This is a genomic window from Pseudomonas sp. GW821-FHT07F01 (assembly GCF_059418825.1).
In genome coordinates this window covers 231455-248378 of record NZ_JBWKQO010000007.1, presented here as the reverse complement: position 1 = coordinate 248378, position 16924 = coordinate 231455, and the positions used below count along the sequence as shown (strand labels likewise).

The window sequence follows — 16924 nt, the reverse complement described above, 5'->3', positions numbered from 1 at the left end:
ACGGCCGCCTCGGAAGCCAGGCGCCTGGACTACAGCTCGCCCAGGCCGTCGATCAGCGCCTGGTTCTGTTCCTGTGTGCCGATGCTGATCCGCAGGAACTGAGCGATCCGCTGCTGCTTGAAGTGGCGCACTATCACCCCTTGCTCGCGCAGCTTGGCCGCCAGGCCGGCTGCGTCGTGCCGCGGGTGGCGGGCAAAGATGAAGTTGGCCGCCGACGGCAGCACTTCGAAGCCCTTGGCCTGCAACTGCGCCACCACCCATTCGCGACTGTCGATCACTTGCTGGCAGGTCTTGGCGAAGTACTCGCGGTCCTCGAAAGCCGCCGCCGCTCCGACGATCGCCAGGCGATCCAGCGGGTAGGAGTTGAAGCTGTTCTTGACCCGCTCCAGGGCCTCGATCAGATCCGGGTGCCCTACCGCCAGGCCCACTCGCAAGCCGGCCAGGGAGCGCGACTTGGACAGGGTCTGGGTCACCAGCAGGTTCGGGTAGCGATCCACCAGGCTGATGGCGGTCTGGCCGCCGAAGTCGATGTAGGCCTCATCCACCACCACGACGGAATCCGGGCTGGCCTTGAGGATCTGCTCCACCGCATCCAGGGCCAACAGGCAGCCGGTGGGCGCATTCGGGTTGGGGAAGATGATCCCGCCGTTGGGCCTGGCGTAGTCGGCCACGCGAATCTGGAACTGCTCGTCCAGTGGCACCGCTTCGTGCTCGATGCCATACAGGCCGCAATACACCGGGTAGAAGCTGTAGCTGATGTCCGGGAACAGCAGCGGTTTTTCCTGCTGCAGCAGGCCATGGAAAATGTGCGCCAGGACTTCGTCGGAACCGTTGCCGAGGAACACCTGGTTACCCTGCACCCCGTAGTAACTGGCCACCGCCTGCTTGAGCAGGTCACTGTTGGGGTCCGGGTACAGGCGCAGGTTGTCGTTGAGTTCGGCCTGCATCGCCGCCAGGGCCCTGGGCGACGGGCCATAGGGGTTTTCATTGGTGTTGAGCTTGACCAGCTTGGTCAGCTTGGGTTGTTCGCCCGGCACGTAGGGCACCAGGTTCTTGACGAACGGACTCCAGAATTTGCTCATGTTCATTGCCCCTGATCTTGGTCATCGACGATGCGGTATTCGGCGCTGCGGGCGTGGGCGGTCAGCGACTCGCCACGGGCCAGCACCGAGGCGGTGCGGCCCAGTTCAGAGGCGCCCTGCTCGGAGCAGAAGATGATCGACGAACGTTTCTGGAAGTCATACACCCCCAGCGGCGACGAGAAACGCGCGGTGCCGGAAGTCGGCAGCACGTGGTTCGGCCCGGCGCAGTAATCCCCCAGCGCTTCGCTGGTGTGGCGGCCCATGAAGATCGCCCCGGCGTGGCGGATCTGCGGCAGCCAGGCTTGCGGGTCGGCCACGGACAGCTCCAGGTGCTCGGGGGCAATGCGGTTGGCCACTTCAATGGCTTGCTGCATGTCACGGACCTTGATCAGGGCTCCACGGCCATTGATCGAGGTGTTGATGATTTCCGCGCGCTCCATGGTTGGCAGCAGCTTGGCGATGCTTGCCGCGACTTTATCCAGGAACTCGGCATCCGGGCTGACCAGGATCGCCTGGGCGTCTTCGTCGTGCTCGGCCTGGGAGAACAGGTCCATGGCGATCCAGTCCGGGTCGGTCTGGCCGTCGCAGACCACCAGGATCTCCGACGGGCCGGCGATCATGTCGATGCCGACCTGGCCGAACACGTGGCGCTTGGCGGTGGCTACATAGATGTTGCCCGGGCCGACAACCTTGTCCACCTGGGGCACGCTTTCGGTGCCGTAGGCCAGCGCGGCCACGGCCTGGGCGCCGCCGATGGTGAACACCCGATCGACCCCGGCGATGCAGGCGGCAGCCAGTACCAGTTCGTTGACCTCGCCACGCGGGGTCGGCACCACCATCACCACCTCGGTAACGCCCGCCACCTTGGCCGGAATCGCGTTCATCAGCACCGACGACGGGTAGGACGCCTTGCCCCCCGGTACGTACAGCCCGGCGCGGTCCAGCGGCGTGACCTTCTGGCCCAGCACCGTGCCGTCGGCCTCGGTGTAGGTCCAGGAGTCCTGTTTCTGCTTCTCGTGGTAGCTGCGCACCCGCGCCGCGGCCTTTTCCAGGGCTTCGCGCTGGGCCACGGTGATCCGGGTCAGGGCCAGCTCCAGGCGCTCGCGCGGCAGGATCAGGTCTGCCATGGAGGCCACTTGCAAGCCGTCAAAACGCTGGGTGAACTCCACCAGCGCCGCATCGCCGCGCTCGCGCACGGCCTTGATGATGTCCAGCACCCGCTGATTGACCGAATCGTCAGAGACACTTTCCCAGCTCAGCAGATGATCCAGATGACGGGCGAAATCCGGGTCGGCAGCGTTGAGTCGGCGAATTGCAGTCGGAGCGGTCATAGCGAAGGCCTCAATGATTGGCGAATGCACAAAAGGGCAAGCTTGGATTTGCAAAGCTCAGGCGCCGCAAGACTACCAAGCCATCCGCGTGGGCACCTGAGCATTCTGGCTATGACGCGGATAGATGGGCGCGGCTCAAGGCCACGCATGTGAATCAGCCGCGGTGTCGCGATTCCACTGCCTTGCGCAGGGTATCGATCAACGCCTGGATACGGGCGTGCTGCATCTTCATCGATGCCTTGTTGACCACCAGGCGGGAGCTGATGGTAGCAATCAGTTCCTGGGGTTCCAGGCCGTTGGCCCGCAGGGTATTGCCAGTGTCGACCACGTCGATGATCTTGTCGGCCAGGCCGATCAGCGGCGCCAGTTCCATGGAACCGTAGAGCTTGATGATGTCCACCTGACGACCCTGCTCGGCGTAGTAGCGCTTGGCTACGTTGACGAACTTGGTGGCCACGCGCAGGCGGCCCTTGGGTTCTGCGGCGCCAATGGCACCGGCAGTCATCAGCTTGCACTGGGCAATCTGCAGGTCCAGTGGCTCATACAGGCCCTGGCCGGTGTACTCCATCAGGACGTCCTTGCCGGCCACCCCGAGGTCGGCAGCGCCATGCTCGACATAGGTCGGCACGTCAGTGGCACGCACGATCAGCAGGCGGACATCGTCCTGGGTCGTGGGGATGATCAGTTTGCGGCTCTTGTCCGGATTCTCGGTTGGCACGATGCCCGCTTCAGCCAGAAGCGGCAGCGTGTCGTCGAGGATACGGCCCTTGGACAGTGCGATGGTCAACATGAGTAACGTAAGTCCTTATGCGGCGACTGATGCCCGGACGCAAACGGCGCCAGACATGCGTCGAGCCTGAAGACAGGCTCGACGTGGAACAGATTCGGCAGTGGGCACCTCCCTGTGCCCGTCATGCAACTAGCCCGGTACGCGACGGATCTTGGCGCCGAGCATCTGCAGCTTCTCTTCGATGCACTCGTAACCACGGTCGATGTGGTAGATGCGATCGATCAGGGTGTCGCCTTCGGCCATCAGGGCCGAGATCACCAGGCTGGCCGAAGCCCGCAGGTCGGTAGCCATGACAGGCGCGCCCTTGAGGATTTCGGTACCGGTAACGATGGCGGTGTTGCCTTCGACCTGGATCTTGGCGCCCATGCGGTGCAGCTCATAGACGTGCATGAAGCGGTTTTCGAAGATGGTCTCGATCACCGCGCCAGTACCTTCGGCAATCGCGTTCAGGGAAATGAACTGCGCCTGCATGTCGGTGGGGAACGCCGGGTACGGAGCGGTACGCACGTTGACCGCCTTGGGGCGCTTACCGTGCATGTTGAGCTCGATCCAGTCGCTGCCGGTGGTGACTTCAGCGCCGGCTTCCTTGAGCTTTTCCAGAACGGCTTCAAGGATGGTTGGATCGGTGTCCTTGACCTTGACGCGGCCGCCGGTGACGGCTGCAGCCACCAGGTAGGTGCCGGTTTCGATACGGTCAGGCATCACTTTGTAGATCGCCGAATGCAGGCGCTCTACGCCATCGATGGTGATGGTGTCGGTGCCGGCGCCGGAAATCTTCGCGCCCATGGCGATCAGGAAGTTCGCCAGGTCCACGACTTCTGGTTCGCGAGCGGCGTTCTGCAGCACGCTGCGGCCACGGGCCAGGGCTGCAGCCATCATGATGTTCTCGGTACCGGTCACGCTCACGGTATCGAAGAAGAAATTCGCGCCGCGCAGGCCACCCTCAGGCGCCTTGGCCTTGATGTAGCCGCCTTCGACGTCGATCACCGCGCCCATGGCTTCCAGGCCGCGGATGTGCAGGTCCACCGGACGCGAGCCGATGGCGCAACCGCCAGGCAGGGCCACTTCGGCTTCGCCGAAACGGGCAACCATCGGGCCCAGTACCAGGATCGAGGCGCGCATGGTTTTCACCAGCTCGTAGGGTGCCACCAGGGTCTTGATGGTACGCGGGTCGATTTCGACGCTGAGTTTCTCGTCGATCACCGGCTCGATGCCCATGCGACCGAACAGCTCGATCATGGTGGTAATGTCGTGCAGGTGCGGCAGGTTGGCCACGGTGACCGGGCCATCGCACAGCAGGGTTGCCGCCAGAATCGGCAGCGCGGAGTTCTTGGCCCCGGAAATGCGGATCTCGCCATCAAGGCGAACGCCGCCGGTAATAATCAATTTATCCATAACAGTCTCGACGCCCTTGGGCTCAGGTGCGCTCGGCCCAGGCCGCGCGGCTGAAAAATTTCATGGTGATCGCGTGGATGCTGCCATCGGCAATCCATGGATTCAAATGGGCATAGATGCTCTGCTGACGCTTCACCGGGCTCAAGGCCGACAGTTCGTCGCTAATCACGTTCAGCTGAAAGTTGCAGCCTTCGCCCTCAACTTCTACCTGAGCTCCGGGCAGCTTTCCCTCAAGAAAGCTCTTCACTTCGTTGGCCTGCATGCTCAACCTCAATCGGCGCCCTGTGCGCGCGGGTCGGACATCATACAAAAAAGCCCCGCGCCTGCGAACCCCGCATAGCAGGACTCTGACGGGGGGCTTCTATATAGAGATGTGGGTTATTGGGGATGGGCGAAGATTTCGGTGACTCCGGAGACCTCGGCGATCTCGCGCATGTCCTCGGGCAGCGCACGAACGCTCACCGCCTTGCCCAGTGCCTGGCCATCACGCATGAAGGCCAGCAGCAGCGCGAGTCCGACGCTGGAGGACTTCTCCACCGCCGAGCAATCGAGCACCAGCGCCGGTGCCTGGCTCGACTTGATCAGCGCCTGGCCCTGCTTGCGCAGGCCCGGGCCGCTGCGGTAATCCAGCACGCCGCTGATCAACAGTTCCCCGGCATCACCGAGGCGCACGGCCGATTCACTCATTGCGCAGCCTTTTGTGCAGCGTCTTCGGTCACTTCCTTGGCCTTGGCCACCTCACCGGCCCAGCCGTCGATGGTCTTGTCCAGGTTGTTGCCATTGCGCTGCATCGCGTCGGCGAACTGATCACGGAACAGCTTGCCGATATTGATGCCGTTGATGATCACGTTACGCACTTTCCACTCGTCGTTGATCTTTTCCAGGGTGTAGGACACTGGGTAGATCGCGCCGTTGTTGCCCTTGACCTGCATATCGACGCTGGTGCGGGTGCCGCTTTCATCCTTGGCCGGAGAAACCGTGATGCCCTGGTTGTTGTACTCCAGCAAGGCATTGCCATAGAACTGCATCAGGCTGCGCTTGAAATTTTCCTGGAAGCGCACCATCTGCTCCGGCGTGGCCTTGCGCGAATACTTGACGGTCATGATGCTGCGGGAAATGCCGTCGGCATCCACCACAGGACCGACGATGCTGTTCAAGGCATTGTAGAAGTCGTTCGGGCTTTGCTTGTACTTCTCTTTATTGGCCGCCAGGTCAGCGAGCAGACGGGTGGTCGTGTCCTGCACCAGATCATGCGCGGAAGGCGTGCTTGCCGCGTTGGCCAGCAACGGCAGAGCCGCCAGCAGCACCAACAGGCCACGTCGCAAGATAGAGATCATCGAAAAACTCCTCATTTGGCGTCTTTGCTAACGGTATTGAGCAGGAATTTACCGATCAGGTCCTCCAATACCAGCGACGACTGGGTGTCGTGGATGGTTCCACCATCCTTGAGCAAGGCTTCTTCCCCGCCCACGCTGATACCGATGTATTTCTCACCCAACAGGCCAGCAGTCAGGATAGATGCAGTGGAGTCAGTCGGCAGATTATCCACGCGCTTTTCCAATTGCATCGTTACCCGGCCAGTGAAGCTGTCACGGTCCAGATCGATCGCCGTGACCTTGCCGATGGTTACGCCGGCCATGGTCACTTTGGCTCTGACCGTCAAACCGGCGATATTGTCGAAGTAGGCGTAAAGTTTATAAGTATCGGTGCTCGCGGTTGGAGACAAGCCACTGACTCGCAGGGCAAGCAACAGCAAAGCCAGGATGCCGGCCAGCAGGAAAAGGCCGACACCGATTTCCAGGGTGCGGTTTTGCATCAGAAATCTCCAAACATCAAGGCGGTCAGAATAAAGTCCAAGCCGAGTACGGCCAACGAGGCATACACCACGGTCTTGGTAGTGGCACGGCTGATCCCCTCTGAAGTGGGCTCACAGTCATAGCCTTGGAAAACGGCGATCCAGGTCACTACAAACGCAAAAACAATACTTTTGATCACACCGTTGAGCACGTCACCACTGAAGGTCACGCTGTTCTGCATGTTCGCCCAGTAGGAGCCGTCGTAGACTCCCAGCCAGTCGACAGCGACCCACGAACCGCCCCAGATGCCCACCACGCTGAAAATCATCGCCAGCAATGGCAGGGAAATGAAGCCAGCCCACAGGCGCGGCGCAATGATGTACTTGAGCGGGTCGACACCGATCATCTCCAGGCTGGAGAGCTGCTCGGTGGACTTCATGTTGCCGATTTCCGCGGTCAGCGCCGAACCGGCACGCCCGGCGAACAGCAGCGCAGTCACTACCGGCCCCAGCTCCCGCAACAGGGTCAGGGCCACCATCTGCCCCACCGCCTGCTCCGAACCGTAGCTGGAAAGGATATTGAAGCCCTGCAGCGCCAGCACCATGCCGATGAAGATCCCGGACACGACAATGATCACCAGGGACATCACGCCCACTGAGTGCAGTTGCTTGACCAGCAGGCCAAAGCTGCCGCCGATGCCACCGCGGCCCAGCAACGCATGGAACAGGAACAGCGTGGAACGCCCCAGTACCGCCAGGACATCGATGCCTGAGCGACCGAAGAGGCGAACCCTCTCGATTAGCGATATTTTGCGCATCAGCGCTTCCCCAGAAGATCTGCGCGGTAGTCCGTCGCTGGAAAGTGAAACGGCACCGGGCCGTCGGGATCGCCCTTCATGAACTGACGGATACGCGGATTATCGGAGTCCATCAGCTCTTCGGGAGTTCCCTGGCCCAACACCTGGCCATCGCCCACTACATAGAGGTAGTCGGCAATGCTCGCGGTTTCCGCCAGGTCGTGGGAAACCAGGATGCTGGTGATGCCCAGGGCATCGTTGAGCAGCCGGATCAGGCGCACCAGAACGCCCATGGCAATGGGGTCCTGGCCCACGAAAGGCTCGTCGTACATGAGGATCTGCGGATCCAGGGCAATCGCCCGGGCCAGGGCGACCCGGCGCTTCATGCCGCCGGACAGCTCGTCGGGCATCAGGTCGACCGCGCCGCGCAAGCCCACCGCCTGCAACTTGAGCAGGACGATGTCACGAATCATTTCGTCCGGCAGTTGGGTGTGCACCCGCAGCGGAAAGGCCACGTTCTCGAACACGTCCAGGTCGGTGAACAGTGCGCCGCTCTGGAACAGCACGCCCATCTGCTTGCGCGCGTCGAACAGATCGCTGCGCGAAAGGCTCGGCAGATTCTGGCCATTGACCCACACTTCGCCGCTGCTGGGCCGCAACTGCATGCCCATCAAGCGCAACAGGGTGGTCTTCCCACAGCCGGAAGGCCCCATGATGCCGGTGACCTTGCCCCGCGGAATACGGATATCCACGTTATTGAAAATGCTGCGCGTACCGCGCTTGAAGGACAGTCCCTTCAGCTCGACCGCGTAGGCGTTATCGGCACTCATCTAAACTCCTTGCGATGCAGCCTATCACTCGGACGCTTGGCTCCCTGCCGGGAGTACATGCCCCTGGGCAGGCCGAACTGGCGGCGAACTATATCACTGCTGATACGGAGCCCCCAAGGCCGACGCCACCCCCGTTCAGGTCGACGACAGGCAAAAACCAGACTTTCCTCGCGCCCGGTAGACAAAGCCTGACGAACTTGCGTGAGGGATTTGTTCATTACCGCTATAATCGCCGCCTTTTCATCGGGCTATACGATTTCAGACATGAGCCAATCCAGCGACCTGATTCAATCAGCACAACGCACCATCCGCCTCGAACTACAGGCAGTAGAAGGCTTGCTGCCCCATATCGACGCAGATTTCGTACGCGCTTGCGAGATGATTCTGGCCAGCAAAGGCCGCGTAGTGGTGGTCGGCATGGGCAAGTCCGGGCACGTCGGCAACAAGATTGCCGCTACCCTGGCCAGCACCGGGACCACGGCTTTCTTCGTCCATCCTGCCGAAGCCAGCCATGGCGACATGGGCATGATTACCCGCGATGACGTGATCCTGGCCCTCTCCAACTCCGGCTCCACCAACGAAATCGTCACCCTGCTGCCCCTGATCAAGCGTCTGGGCATCCAGTTGATCAGCCTCACCGGCAACCCCGAGTCGCCGCTGGCCAAGGCGGCTGACGTCAACCTCAACGTCCACGTCGAGCACGAAGCCTGCCCGCTGAACCTGGCACCGACCTCCTCGACCACCGCCGCCCTGGTCATGGGCGACGCCCTGGCCGTGGCGCTGCTGGAAGCCCGCGGTTTCACTGCCGAGGACTTTGCCTTCTCCCACCCGGGTGGTGCCCTGGGCCGTCGCCTGCTGCTCAAGGTGGAGAACGTCATGCACGAAGGCAGCGATCTGCCCCAGGTGCAACGCGGCACCCTGCTCAAGGACGCGCTCATGGAAATGACCCGCAAGGGCCTGGGCATGACCGTGATCCTGGAGGCCGACGGCCGCCTGGCCGGGATCTTCACCGACGGCGACCTGCGTCGCACCCTGGATCGGGCCATCGATATACACCATGCCACCATCGATTCGGTGATGACCCCTCATGGCAAGACCGCACGTGCCGACATGCTGGCCGCCGAAGCCCTGAAAATCATGGAAGACCACAAGATCAGCGCCCTGGTGGTGGTGGACAAGGAAGACCGGCCGATCGGCGCCTTGAACATGCACGACCTGCTGCGCGCGGGAGTGATGTGATGAGTGCCGACCTGCTGCAACGCGGTAAAAACATCAAGCTGGCGGTATTCGATGTCGACGGCGTGCTGACTGACGGGCGCCTGTACTTCCTCGAAGACGGCAGCGAGTTCAAGACCTTCAACACCCTGGACGGCCAGGGCATCAAGATGCTCATGGCGGCCGGCGTGCAGACGGCGATCATCAGCGGGCGCAAGACCCCGGTGGTAGAGCGCCGAGCCAAGAACCTGGGGATTCCCCACCTGTACCAGGGCCGCGAAGACAAGCTGGTGGTATTGGACGAGCTTCTTGGCCAACTGGGCCTAAGCTATGAACAGGTCGCCTATCTGGGCGACGATTTGCCCGACCTGCCGGTGATCCGCCGCGTGGGGCTGGGCATGGCGGTGGCCAATGCCGCAGCGTTTGTCCGCGAACACGCCCACGGCGTCACGGTGGCCCGCGGCGGCGAAGGTGCCGCCCGCGAGTTCTGCGAACTGATCCTGCGTGCCCAGGACCGCCTTGAAGCAGCCAATGCCGCTTACTTATAGAGCCTTCCCATGCTGAGCAAAAAGATTCGCAACATCCTGATCTTCGGGACCATCGCCCTGCTGTTCGCAGCGGTCGGTTACTGGAACATCAGCCCGGAACGCTTCCTCGACAAGCCGGTGGCCCAGGTCGACGAAAGCGCCATTGACTACTACGTGATCAACGCCCGCAGCGTGCAGTACCTGCCCGACGGCAAACTGCAGTACGAAATGACCTCGGACAAGGTCGAGCACGTCAAGGCCAGCGAAGTGACCCTGCTGACCAAGCCGGACCTGCAGATGTACCGTGGCACCACGTTCCCCTGGCATGTCCAGAGCGAACGCGGCGAGGTCAACCCGGACGGCACCGAGGTCGAGCTGATCGATTCGGTACGGGTTTCCCGCACCGACGAGCACAACCGCAACCTGCTGATCACCACAACCCGCATGACAGTATTCCCGCAGAAGCAATATGCGCAGACCGAGCAAGCCGTTAGAATCGACGGCGCCGGCGGCGTGACTACGGCCAAGGGAATGAAAGCGTATTTGAAAGACGGCAGGATGAACCTGCTATCGAACGTAAGAGGACAGTATGAGGCTCGTTAAAACCCTCCCTATTTTGCTCAGTCTGGGCGCAGCACTGGGAAGCGTGAGCGCCTGGGCTCTGCCGAACGATAGCCAACAGCCGATCCGCATCCAGGCCGACGACGCCCAGCTGGACGACAAGAACGGCGTGGCCACCTACAAGGGCGATGTCATCATCACCCAGGGCTCGATGAAGATCACCGGTAACACCGTGACCATCACCCGGTCCAAGACCGGTGAAATCGACGTGGTGACCTCGGTGGGCAACCTCGCCTACTTCGAGCAACTGCAGAAGCAGACCGACCCGAAACCGGTCCAGGCCTACGCCGTGACCATCCAGTACCATGCCCAGCAGAACCGCATCGTGCTGATCGACAAGGCCAAGGTCATCAACGACGGTAATACCACCGAAGGCGAGAAGATCGTCTACGACACCGTCAAGCAGGTTGCCAACGCCGGTCGCGCCAATGGCAGCTCGGTTACCGCGCCGCGTCCGCGGATCGACATGGTCATCCAGCCGAAAAAGAAAACCGACGAGCAAAAGGCCCAGTAATGGCAACTCTGAAAGCTCAGCACCTGGCCAAGAGCTACAAGAGCCGCCAGGTCGTGCGTGATGTCAGCCTGTCCATCGACAGCGGTCAGATCGTCGGCCTGCTCGGCCCCAACGGCGCCGGCAAGACCACCTGCTTCTACATGATCGTCGGCCTGGTCCAGGCCGATCAGGGCCGCGTCCTGATCGACGACCTGGATGTCAGCCACCAACCGATGCACGGCCGAGCACGCGCCGGTATCGGCTACCTGCCCCAGGAAGCCTCGATCTTTCGCAAGCTGTCGGTGGCCGACAACATCATGGCCATCCTCGAGACCCGCAAGGAGCTCGACAAGGCCGGCCGTCGCCAGGAACTGGAAAGCCTGCTGCAGGAATTCCACATCAACCACATCCGCGACAACCTCGGCATGAGCCTGTCCGGTGGTGAGCGGCGCCGCGTGGAGATCGCCCGGGCCCTGGCCACCGCGCCCAAGTTCATCCTGCTGGACGAACCCTTCGCCGGTGTCGACCCGATCTCGGTGGGCGATATCAAGCAGATCATCCACCACCTCAAGGCCAAGGGCATCGGGGTGCTGATTACCGACCACAACGTCCGGGAAACCCTGGACATCTGTGAGACCGCCTACATCGTCAACGACGGGCAACTGATCGCCGAAGGCGACTCCGAGACCATCCTGGCCAACGAACTGGTCAAGGAAGTCTATCTGGGCCATGAGTTCCGCCTGTAAGGGCTGATGTGTTGGGCTGGACGCCAGGGCGCCGGGAACAATAAAACCCTACAAACTTTATTGTTACAGCGCTCTAGGCAAACACTTCAGTTTCAGGCATATAATTTGCTTATGTTTGGCGCTCCGGCGCCCTGTAGTGGATGGCGCATGTGCGCCGGCAAATAAGGTGTTAAGCCCCTGCCATGAAACCATCGCTAGTCCTTAGAATGGGCCAGCAGCTGACGATGACACCGCAGCTGCAACAGGCCATCCGCCTGCTCCAATTGTCGACCCTGGACCTGCAACAGGAAATCCAGGAAGCCCTGGAGTCCAACCCGATGCTCGAACGCCAGGAAGAAGGCGACGACTTCGACAACAGCGACCCCCTGGCCGACAACACCGAGTCCAAACCCAATACCGAGATCCAGGAGCCCTCCTACCAGGAAACCGCCCCCACGGTGGACAACCTCGAGGACGGTGAGTGGAACGAGCGCATCCCCAACGAACTGCCGGTCGACACCGCCTGGGAAGACGTCTACCAGACCAGCGCCAGCAGCCTGCCCAGCAGCGATGACGACGAGTGGGACTTCACCACCCGCACTTCCGCGGGCGAGAGCCTGCAGAGCCACCTGCTCTGGCAACTGAACCTGGCGCCGATGTCGGACACCGACCGCCTGATCGCCGTGACCCTGATCGACTGCATCAACAATCAGGGCTACCTGGACGAAACCCTCGAGGAGATCCTCGAAGCCTTCGATCCGGAACTGGACATCGAACTGGACGAGATAGAAGCCGTCCTGCACCGCATCCAGCAATTCGAACCTGCGGGCATCGGCGCCCGCAACCTGGGCGAGTGCCTGTTGCTGCAACTGCGCCAGCTGCCGGCGAAAACGCCCTGGCTGGGCGAGGCCCAGCGCCTGGTCAGTGACTACATCGACCTCCTGGGCAGCCGCGACTACAGCCAGCTGATGCGGCGCATGAAGCTCAAGGAAGATGAGCTGCGCCAGGTCATCGAGCTGGTGCAGAGCCTCAACCCCCGCCCCGGATCGCAGATCGAATCCAGCGAAGCCGAATACGTGGTCCCGGACGTCATAGTGCGCAAGGACAACGAACGCTGGCTGGTGGAACTGAACCAGGAATCCGTGCCGCGCCTGCGGGTCAACGCCCAGTACGCCGGTTTTGTACGCCGCGCCGACACCAGCGCCGACAACACCTTCATGCGCAACCAGTTGCAGGAAGCCCGCTGGTTCATCAAGAGCCTGCAAAGCCGCAATGAAACCCTGATGAAGGTCGCCACCCAGATCGTCGAGCACCAGCGCGGCTTTCTCGAATATGGCGATGAAGCGATGAAGCCGCTGGTTCTGCACGATATCGCCGAGGCGGTGGGCATGCACGAATCGACGATTTCCCGGGTGACCACGCAAAAATTCATGCATACCCCACGGGGCATATATGAGCTGAAATACTTTTTCTCCAGCCACGTCAGCACTTCGGAAGGCGGTGAATGCTCGTCCACGGCGATCCGCGCGATCATCAAAAAATTGGTGGCCGCGGAAAATCAGAAAAAGCCGTTGAGTGACAGCAAGATCGCTGGTTTACTGGAGGCACAAGGCATTCAGGTAGCCCGTCGTACCGTCGCCAAGTACCGCGAATCCCTTGGGATCGCGCCTTCCAGCGAACGTAAGCGGTTGATGTAGCCGCAGGGCTGGCCACAGCGTTTCAGAGTGTGTTTGAAAAGGGCCCGGTGCCGTTTTCAAACGTAGTCTAGGTGGCAGGCAACCCAGCCTGCCGCGTTATGCACTGGCAACGAAGGAGAAGCTGTATGCAAGTCAACATCAGTGGACACCAACTCGAAGTGACTGAACCCCTGCGCGTCTACATCGGCGAAAAACTCGACCGGCTGGAGAGGCACTTCGACAAGATTACCAATGTGCAGGTCACCATGGCTGTCGAGAAGCTGAAGCAGAAAATCGAAGCCACCCTGCACATCCACGGTGGGGAGGTCGTTGCCAACGCAGAACATGACGATATGTATGCCGCAATCGACCTGCTCACGGACAAGCTTGACCGCCAACTGAAAAAGCATAAGGAAAAGCAACTCCACCTTCTCCAAGGCACGGGTCGCTAACACTCCCCTCCCATGATCCGACTTGAAAGCATCCTGACCCCCGGCCGTTCCCTGGTGAACGTGCCGGGCGGCAGTAAAAAACGCGCCCTCGAACAAATTGCCAACCTGATCAGCCGTGAAGTGCCTGATCTGGAGATGCAGGATGTCTTCGAGAGCCTGATTGCCCGTGAAAAACTCGGTTCCACCGGTTTTGGCAACGGCATCGCCATTCCCCACTGCCGCCTCAAAGGCTGCGAGTCGCCCATCAGTGCGCTGATGCACCTGGACGCTCCGATCGATTTCGACGCCATTGATGGCGCACCGGTCGACCTGCTGTTCGTCCTGCTGGTTCCGGAAGCCGCGACCGATGCACACCTGGAACTGCTCCGGCAGATCGCCAGCATGCTCGATCGCAAGGAAGTCCGTGACCGGCTGCGCAGCGCCACCAGCAACGAAGCCTTGTATCAGGTCGTTCTGGACGAGCAAAACGGTCAGTAATCATGCGTTTGATCATCGTCAGCGGCCGCTCCGGCTCAGGTAAAAGCACCGCCCTCGATGTTCTCGAGGACCACGGCTACTACTGCATCGACAACCTGCCAGCCGGCTTGCTGCCGGAACTGGCTGAACGTGCGTTGATCCACACCGAACTGGCGCAACCGCTGGTGGCGGTGTCCATCGATGCCCGCAACCTGCCCAGTCATCTGTCGCGCTTCCCCGAATTGCTGGAAGAAGTGCGCAGCCGGCATATCCAGTGCGATGTGCTGTACCTGGATGCCGACGAAGAGACCCTGCTCAAGCGCTTCTCCGAGACCCGTCGGCGCCACCCGTTGAGCAGCGCCAACCGCTCCCTGGCCGAAGCCATCCACGATGAAACCCAACTGCTGGGGCCGATCGTCGACCTGGCCGATCTCAAGGTCAACACCACCAACCTGAACCTTTACCAGCTGCGCGACACCATCAAGCTGCGACTGTTGAACCAGCCGGAACCCGGTACCGCGTTCCTGGTGGAGTCCTTCGGCTTCAAGCGCGGCATGCCGGTAGATGCAGACCTGGTGTTCGACGTGCGCTGCCTGCCCAACCCGTATTGGAAGCCCGAGTTGCGCGCCCAATCAGGCCTGGATGCGCCCGTGGCCGAGTATCTGGCGGCGCAACCCGATGTCGAGGAAATGTTCCAGGACATCTCCAGCTACCTGCTCAAATGGCTGCCACGCTTTGCCGCCAGCAACCGCGCCTATGTGACCATCGCCATCGGCTGCACCGGCGGGCACCACCGCTCCGTGTACCTGACCGAGCGCCTGGGCCAGGTCCTGCAAAAATCCCTGAAGAACGTCCAGGTTCGCCACCGCGACCTTAGCTGAAAGGATCTACCCCGCGATGCCAGCTCTGGAAATCGAGATCATCAATAAACTGGGCCTGCATGCCCGTGCCTCGGCCAAGTTCGTCGGCGTGGCCGGGCAGTTTCCCTGCCAGATCCGCGCCGGCAGGACCCCGGACTCCATGGTCGACGGCAAAAGCATCATGGCCATGATGATGCTGGCCGCCGGCAAGGGCACCAGGATCCACCTGAAGACCGAAGGCGAGCAGGAACAGGAAGCGATGGATGCGCTGGTGGCACTGATCAACAACTTCTTCGACGAAGGCGAGTAGGCCCGGGCGGGCCCCTCACCATACGGCTCTCAGGCGAGTGCCGTATCCATGACCATCATCAGGCAGAAACCGATACACAGGCCAAGGCTGGCAAGCTTGTCATGGCCATTGCGACGCGACTCCGGAATCACTTCATGAGTGACCACCAGCAGCATCGCCCCCGCCGCCAGGGCCAGGCCCAGGGGCAGCAATACCTGCGCCAGGCTCACCAGCCAGGCGCAGAGCAAGGCAAAGACCGGTTCCACCAGACCTGAAGCCGCACCAATCAGGAATGCCTTGACCCGCGACATCCCCGCCCCCGCCAATACCAGGGCAATCACCAGGCCTTCCGGTACATCCTGCAGGGCAATGCCCATGGCCAGGCTGTCCGCATCCGGCATGCCGCCTCCGGCCGACACCCCCACCGCCATCCCTTCAGGAATGTTGTGGGCAATGATGGCGAAGACGAACAGCCAGATACGCGGGGCAATCACCGGATGCTCTGGCGTGCCCACCAGCACCTCCGGGCAGCCCCCCGAGACCTTGAGATCCACCAGGAACAGGCCAAAGGCCCCGAGCATGATGCCGGCGCAGATCAGGCCGCTGGAGCCCCAGGCAGACAAGCCCAGGTCCTGGGCCGCAGCGATGCCGGGGACGATCAGCGAAAATGCCGTGGCCGCCAGCATCACTCCGGCACCAAAGCCCAGCAGGGTGTCGCTCACCGCCACCGGCATCCGCCGGATCACCAGCACCGGGACCGCCCCCAGCGCCGTGCCCAGCGCGCAGATCGAACCGCCCTGCAAGGCGCGCAGCAAGCGCGGCTCCAGGTTCAGCCAGCTCAACCCTTGAGCCACCAGCAACGCCGTGCCCGCCAACAGCAACAGCGAACCGAAGGCATAACGAAACATTCGCCCGCTGCTGATTGCCAGTGTTTCAGTGCCCATAGTCGGCCTTAGATCTTGTTTTGATGGAAAGGTATCAAGCCATCGCGGCCTGGTAGCGCTGAGCGACTTCCGGCCAGTTGATGACGTTGTAGAAGGCGTTGATGTATTCCGGGCGGCGGTTCTGGTAGCGCAGGTAGTAGGCGTGCTCCCACACATCCAGACCGAGGATCGGCGTATTGCCGTTCATCAGCGGGCTGTCCTGGTTACCGCTGCTTTCCACCACCAGTTTCTTCTCCGGTGTCACGCTGAGCCAGGCCCAGCCACTGCCGAAACGGGTGAGTGCGGCCTTGGTGAACGCTTCCTTGAAGCTCTCGAAACCACCCAGTTGCTGCTCGATGGCTTGCCCCAGGGCGCCTTGGGGATGACCGCCACCGGTGGGTGTCATCACCGCCCAGAACAGCGAATGGTTGGCATGCCCGCCACCCTGGTTGATCACCGCAGCACGCAGTTTTTCCGGCAGTTGCTGAACGCTGGCTACCAGCTTTTCCACCTCCCACCCTGCCCATTCGGTCCCCTCGACGGCGGCGTTGAGGTTGTTGATGTAGGTCTGGTGATGCTTGGTGTAGTGGATTTCCATGGTTTGCGCATCGATGTGCGGTTCCAGGGCGTCGTAGGCGTAAGGCAGTGCAGGCAAGGTAAAGGACAT

At 61.5% G+C, this 16924-nt stretch carries 22 protein-coding genes; 10 read left to right on the top strand and 12 right to left on the bottom strand.

Annotated elements, in window-relative coordinates:
- Positions 1-29: 29 nt before the first annotated feature.
- The 10 genes from hisC to AC07R1_RS26170 form a co-directional block, all read right to left on the bottom strand.
- Complete coding sequence (gene hisC, locus AC07R1_RS26215; RefSeq protein WP_011059284.1) at positions 30-1082, bottom strand: histidinol-phosphate transaminase; 1053 nt, start codon at positions 1080-1082, stop codon at positions 30-32.
- Between the two features lie 2 nt (positions 1083-1084).
- A complete protein-coding gene (gene hisD / locus AC07R1_RS26210) occupies positions 1085-2413 on the bottom strand; it encodes a histidinol dehydrogenase (protein WP_011059283.1) in 1329 nt (442 codons plus the stop codon).
- Positions 2414-2567: 154 nt separating this feature from the next.
- Positions 2568-3203: an ATP phosphoribosyltransferase gene (gene hisG / locus AC07R1_RS26205; RefSeq protein ID WP_011059282.1), complete on the bottom strand. Its 636-nt coding sequence runs from the start codon at positions 3201-3203 to the stop codon at positions 2568-2570.
- A gap of 129 nt (positions 3204-3332) precedes the next feature.
- Positions 3333-4598, bottom strand: a complete 1266-nt coding sequence (gene murA / locus AC07R1_RS26200; RefSeq protein WP_011059281.1) for a UDP-N-acetylglucosamine 1-carboxyvinyltransferase — start codon at positions 4596-4598, stop codon at positions 3333-3335.
- A 22-nt stretch (positions 4599-4620) separates the two neighbouring features.
- The gene (locus AC07R1_RS26195; RefSeq protein ID WP_011059280.1) at positions 4621-4860 is read right to left on the bottom strand and encodes a BolA family protein; all 240 of its coding nucleotides are present in this window, start codon (positions 4858-4860) and stop codon (positions 4621-4623) included.
- A gap of 116 nt (positions 4861-4976) precedes the next feature.
- Entirely contained in the window at positions 4977-5285 is a 309-nt protein-coding gene (locus AC07R1_RS26190; protein ID WP_011059279.1) for an STAS domain-containing protein, read from the bottom strand.
- Positions 5282-5935 (bottom strand): MlaC/ttg2D family ABC transporter substrate-binding protein, encoded by a 654-nt coding sequence (locus tag AC07R1_RS26185; RefSeq protein WP_011059278.1) that lies wholly within the window; start codon positions 5933-5935, stop codon positions 5282-5284. The genes AC07R1_RS26190 and AC07R1_RS26185 overlap by 4 nt, the downstream gene beginning before the upstream one ends.
- 11 nt (positions 5936-5946) lie before the next feature.
- A complete protein-coding gene (mlaD, locus tag AC07R1_RS26180; protein ID WP_011059277.1) occupies positions 5947-6414 on the bottom strand; it encodes an outer membrane lipid asymmetry maintenance protein MlaD in 468 nt (155 codons plus the stop codon).
- Positions 6414-7211 carry a lipid asymmetry maintenance ABC transporter permease subunit MlaE gene (mlaE, locus tag AC07R1_RS26175; RefSeq protein ID WP_011059276.1) on the bottom strand — a complete coding sequence of 266 codons (798 nt, stop codon included), beginning with the start codon at positions 7209-7211 and terminating at the stop codon, positions 6414-6416. Before mlaE ends, mlaD begins: the two co-directional genes overlap by 1 nt.
- Entirely contained in the window at positions 7211-8020 is an 810-nt protein-coding gene (locus tag AC07R1_RS26170) for an ATP-binding cassette domain-containing protein (protein WP_011059275.1), read from the bottom strand. Before AC07R1_RS26170 ends, mlaE begins: the two co-directional genes overlap by 1 nt.
- Before the next feature lie 264 nt (positions 8021-8284).
- Between AC07R1_RS26170 and AC07R1_RS26165 the strand changes: the two genes are divergently transcribed.
- The 10 genes from AC07R1_RS26165 (at position 8285) to AC07R1_RS26120 (ending at position 15355) form a co-directional block, all read left to right on the top strand.
- Positions 8285-9259, top strand: coding sequence for a KpsF/GutQ family sugar-phosphate isomerase (locus AC07R1_RS26165; protein WP_011059274.1), 975 nt, complete (start codon positions 8285-8287; stop codon positions 9257-9259).
- Entirely contained in the window at positions 9259-9783 is a 525-nt protein-coding gene (locus AC07R1_RS26160; protein ID WP_011059273.1) for a KdsC family phosphatase, read from the top strand. The genes AC07R1_RS26165 and AC07R1_RS26160 overlap by 1 nt, the downstream gene beginning before the upstream one ends.
- A gap of 9 nt (positions 9784-9792) precedes the next feature.
- Positions 9793-10365, top strand: coding sequence for an LPS export ABC transporter periplasmic protein LptC (lptC, locus tag AC07R1_RS26155; protein ID WP_011059272.1), 573 nt, complete (start codon positions 9793-9795; stop codon positions 10363-10365).
- The gene (lptA, locus tag AC07R1_RS26150) at positions 10352-10897 is read left to right on the top strand and encodes a lipopolysaccharide transport periplasmic protein LptA (protein WP_011059271.1); all 546 of its coding nucleotides are present in this window, start codon (positions 10352-10354) and stop codon (positions 10895-10897) included. The genes lptC and lptA overlap by 14 nt, the downstream gene beginning before the upstream one ends.
- Complete coding sequence (gene lptB, locus AC07R1_RS26145; protein ID WP_011059270.1) at positions 10897-11622, top strand: LPS export ABC transporter ATP-binding protein; 726 nt, start codon at positions 10897-10899, stop codon at positions 11620-11622. Before lptA ends, lptB begins: the two co-directional genes overlap by 1 nt.
- A 182-nt stretch (positions 11623-11804) precedes the next feature.
- The gene (locus AC07R1_RS26140) at positions 11805-13298 is read left to right on the top strand and encodes an RNA polymerase factor sigma-54 (protein WP_011059269.1); all 1494 of its coding nucleotides are present in this window, start codon (positions 11805-11807) and stop codon (positions 13296-13298) included.
- A gap of 125 nt (positions 13299-13423) precedes the next feature.
- Positions 13424-13729, top strand: a complete 306-nt coding sequence (hpf, locus tag AC07R1_RS26135) for a ribosome hibernation-promoting factor, HPF/YfiA family (protein WP_011059268.1) — start codon at positions 13424-13426, stop codon at positions 13727-13729.
- A 12-nt stretch (positions 13730-13741) separates the two neighbouring features.
- On the top strand, positions 13742-14206 hold the full coding sequence (gene ptsN / locus AC07R1_RS26130; RefSeq protein ID WP_011059267.1) for a PTS IIA-like nitrogen regulatory protein PtsN: 465 nt from the start codon (positions 13742-13744) through the stop codon (positions 14204-14206).
- A gap of 2 nt (positions 14207-14208) precedes the next feature.
- A complete protein-coding gene (gene rapZ / locus AC07R1_RS26125) occupies positions 14209-15066 on the top strand; it encodes an RNase adapter RapZ (protein WP_011059266.1) in 858 nt (285 codons plus the stop codon).
- A 16-nt stretch (positions 15067-15082) separates the two neighbouring features.
- Complete coding sequence (locus AC07R1_RS26120) at positions 15083-15355, top strand: HPr family phosphocarrier protein (protein ID WP_011059265.1); 273 nt, start codon at positions 15083-15085, stop codon at positions 15353-15355.
- A 29-nt stretch (positions 15356-15384) separates the two neighbouring features.
- Here AC07R1_RS26120 and AC07R1_RS26115 read toward each other — a convergent pair whose 3' ends face one another.
- Both AC07R1_RS26115 and AC07R1_RS26110 read right to left on the bottom strand, forming a co-directional pair.
- The gene (locus AC07R1_RS26115; RefSeq protein ID WP_495111094.1) at positions 15385-16278 is read right to left on the bottom strand and encodes a ZIP family metal transporter; all 894 of its coding nucleotides are present in this window, start codon (positions 16276-16278) and stop codon (positions 15385-15387) included.
- A gap of 34 nt (positions 16279-16312) precedes the next feature.
- Positions 16313-16924 carry a superoxide dismutase gene (locus AC07R1_RS26110; RefSeq protein WP_019095665.1) on the bottom strand — a complete coding sequence of 204 codons (612 nt, stop codon included), beginning with the start codon at positions 16922-16924 and terminating at the stop codon, positions 16313-16315.

What these genes read in the sequence shown, in the direction of transcription:
- AC07R1_RS26185 (WP_011059278.1), bottom strand. Translation starts at nt 5,935, where the DNA reads ATGATCTCTATCTTGCGACGTGGCCTGTTGGTGCTGCTGGCGGCTCTG.
- hisC (WP_011059284.1), bottom strand. Translation starts at nt 1,082, where the DNA reads ATGAGCAAATTCTGGAGTCCGTTCGTCAAGAACCTGGTGCCCTACGTG.
- lptA (WP_011059271.1), top strand. Translation starts at nt 10,352, where the DNA reads ATGAGGCTCGTTAAAACCCTCCCTATTTTGCTCAGTCTGGGCGCAGCA.
- AC07R1_RS26115 (WP_495111094.1), bottom strand. Translation starts at nt 16,278, where the DNA reads ATGGGCACTGAAACACTGGCAATCAGCAGCGGGCGAATGTTTCGTTAT.
- AC07R1_RS26110 (WP_019095665.1), bottom strand. Translation starts at nt 16,924, where the DNA reads ATGTCCTTTACCTTGCCTGCACTGCCTTACGCCTACGACGCCCTGGAA.
- AC07R1_RS26160 (WP_011059273.1), top strand. Translation starts at nt 9,259, where the DNA reads ATGAGTGCCGACCTGCTGCAACGCGGTAAAAACATCAAGCTGGCGGTA.
- mlaD (WP_011059277.1), bottom strand. Translation starts at nt 6,414, where the DNA reads ATGCAAAACCGCACCCTGGAAATCGGTGTCGGCCTTTTCCTGCTGGCC.
- hisD (WP_011059283.1), bottom strand. Translation starts at nt 2,413, where the DNA reads ATGACCGCTCCGACTGCAATTCGCCGACTCAACGCTGCCGACCCGGAT.
- AC07R1_RS26190 (WP_011059279.1), bottom strand. Translation starts at nt 5,285, where the DNA reads ATGAGTGAATCGGCCGTGCGCCTCGGTGATGCCGGGGAACTGTTGATC.
- AC07R1_RS26195 (WP_011059280.1), bottom strand. Translation starts at nt 4,860, where the DNA reads ATGCAGGCCAACGAAGTGAAGAGCTTTCTTGAGGGAAAGCTGCCCGGA.
- lptB (WP_011059270.1), top strand. Translation starts at nt 10,897, where the DNA reads ATGGCAACTCTGAAAGCTCAGCACCTGGCCAAGAGCTACAAGAGCCGC.
- rapZ (WP_011059266.1), top strand. Translation starts at nt 14,209, where the DNA reads ATGCGTTTGATCATCGTCAGCGGCCGCTCCGGCTCAGGTAAAAGCACC.
- AC07R1_RS26165 (WP_011059274.1), top strand. Translation starts at nt 8,285, where the DNA reads ATGAGCCAATCCAGCGACCTGATTCAATCAGCACAACGCACCATCCGC.
- hisG (WP_011059282.1), bottom strand. Translation starts at nt 3,203, where the DNA reads ATGTTGACCATCGCACTGTCCAAGGGCCGTATCCTCGACGACACGCTG.
- murA (WP_011059281.1), bottom strand. Translation starts at nt 4,598, where the DNA reads ATGGATAAATTGATTATTACCGGCGGCGTTCGCCTTGATGGCGAGATC.
- lptC (WP_011059272.1), top strand. Translation starts at nt 9,793, where the DNA reads ATGCTGAGCAAAAAGATTCGCAACATCCTGATCTTCGGGACCATCGCC.
- hpf (WP_011059268.1), top strand. Translation starts at nt 13,424, where the DNA reads ATGCAAGTCAACATCAGTGGACACCAACTCGAAGTGACTGAACCCCTG.
- AC07R1_RS26170 (WP_011059275.1), bottom strand. Translation starts at nt 8,020, where the DNA reads ATGAGTGCCGATAACGCCTACGCGGTCGAGCTGAAGGGACTGTCCTTC.
- AC07R1_RS26140 (WP_011059269.1), top strand. Translation starts at nt 11,805, where the DNA reads ATGAAACCATCGCTAGTCCTTAGAATGGGCCAGCAGCTGACGATGACA.
- AC07R1_RS26120 (WP_011059265.1), top strand. Translation starts at nt 15,083, where the DNA reads ATGCCAGCTCTGGAAATCGAGATCATCAATAAACTGGGCCTGCATGCC.
- ptsN (WP_011059267.1), top strand. Translation starts at nt 13,742, where the DNA reads ATGATCCGACTTGAAAGCATCCTGACCCCCGGCCGTTCCCTGGTGAAC.
- mlaE (WP_011059276.1), bottom strand. Translation starts at nt 7,211, where the DNA reads ATGCGCAAAATATCGCTAATCGAGAGGGTTCGCCTCTTCGGTCGCTCA.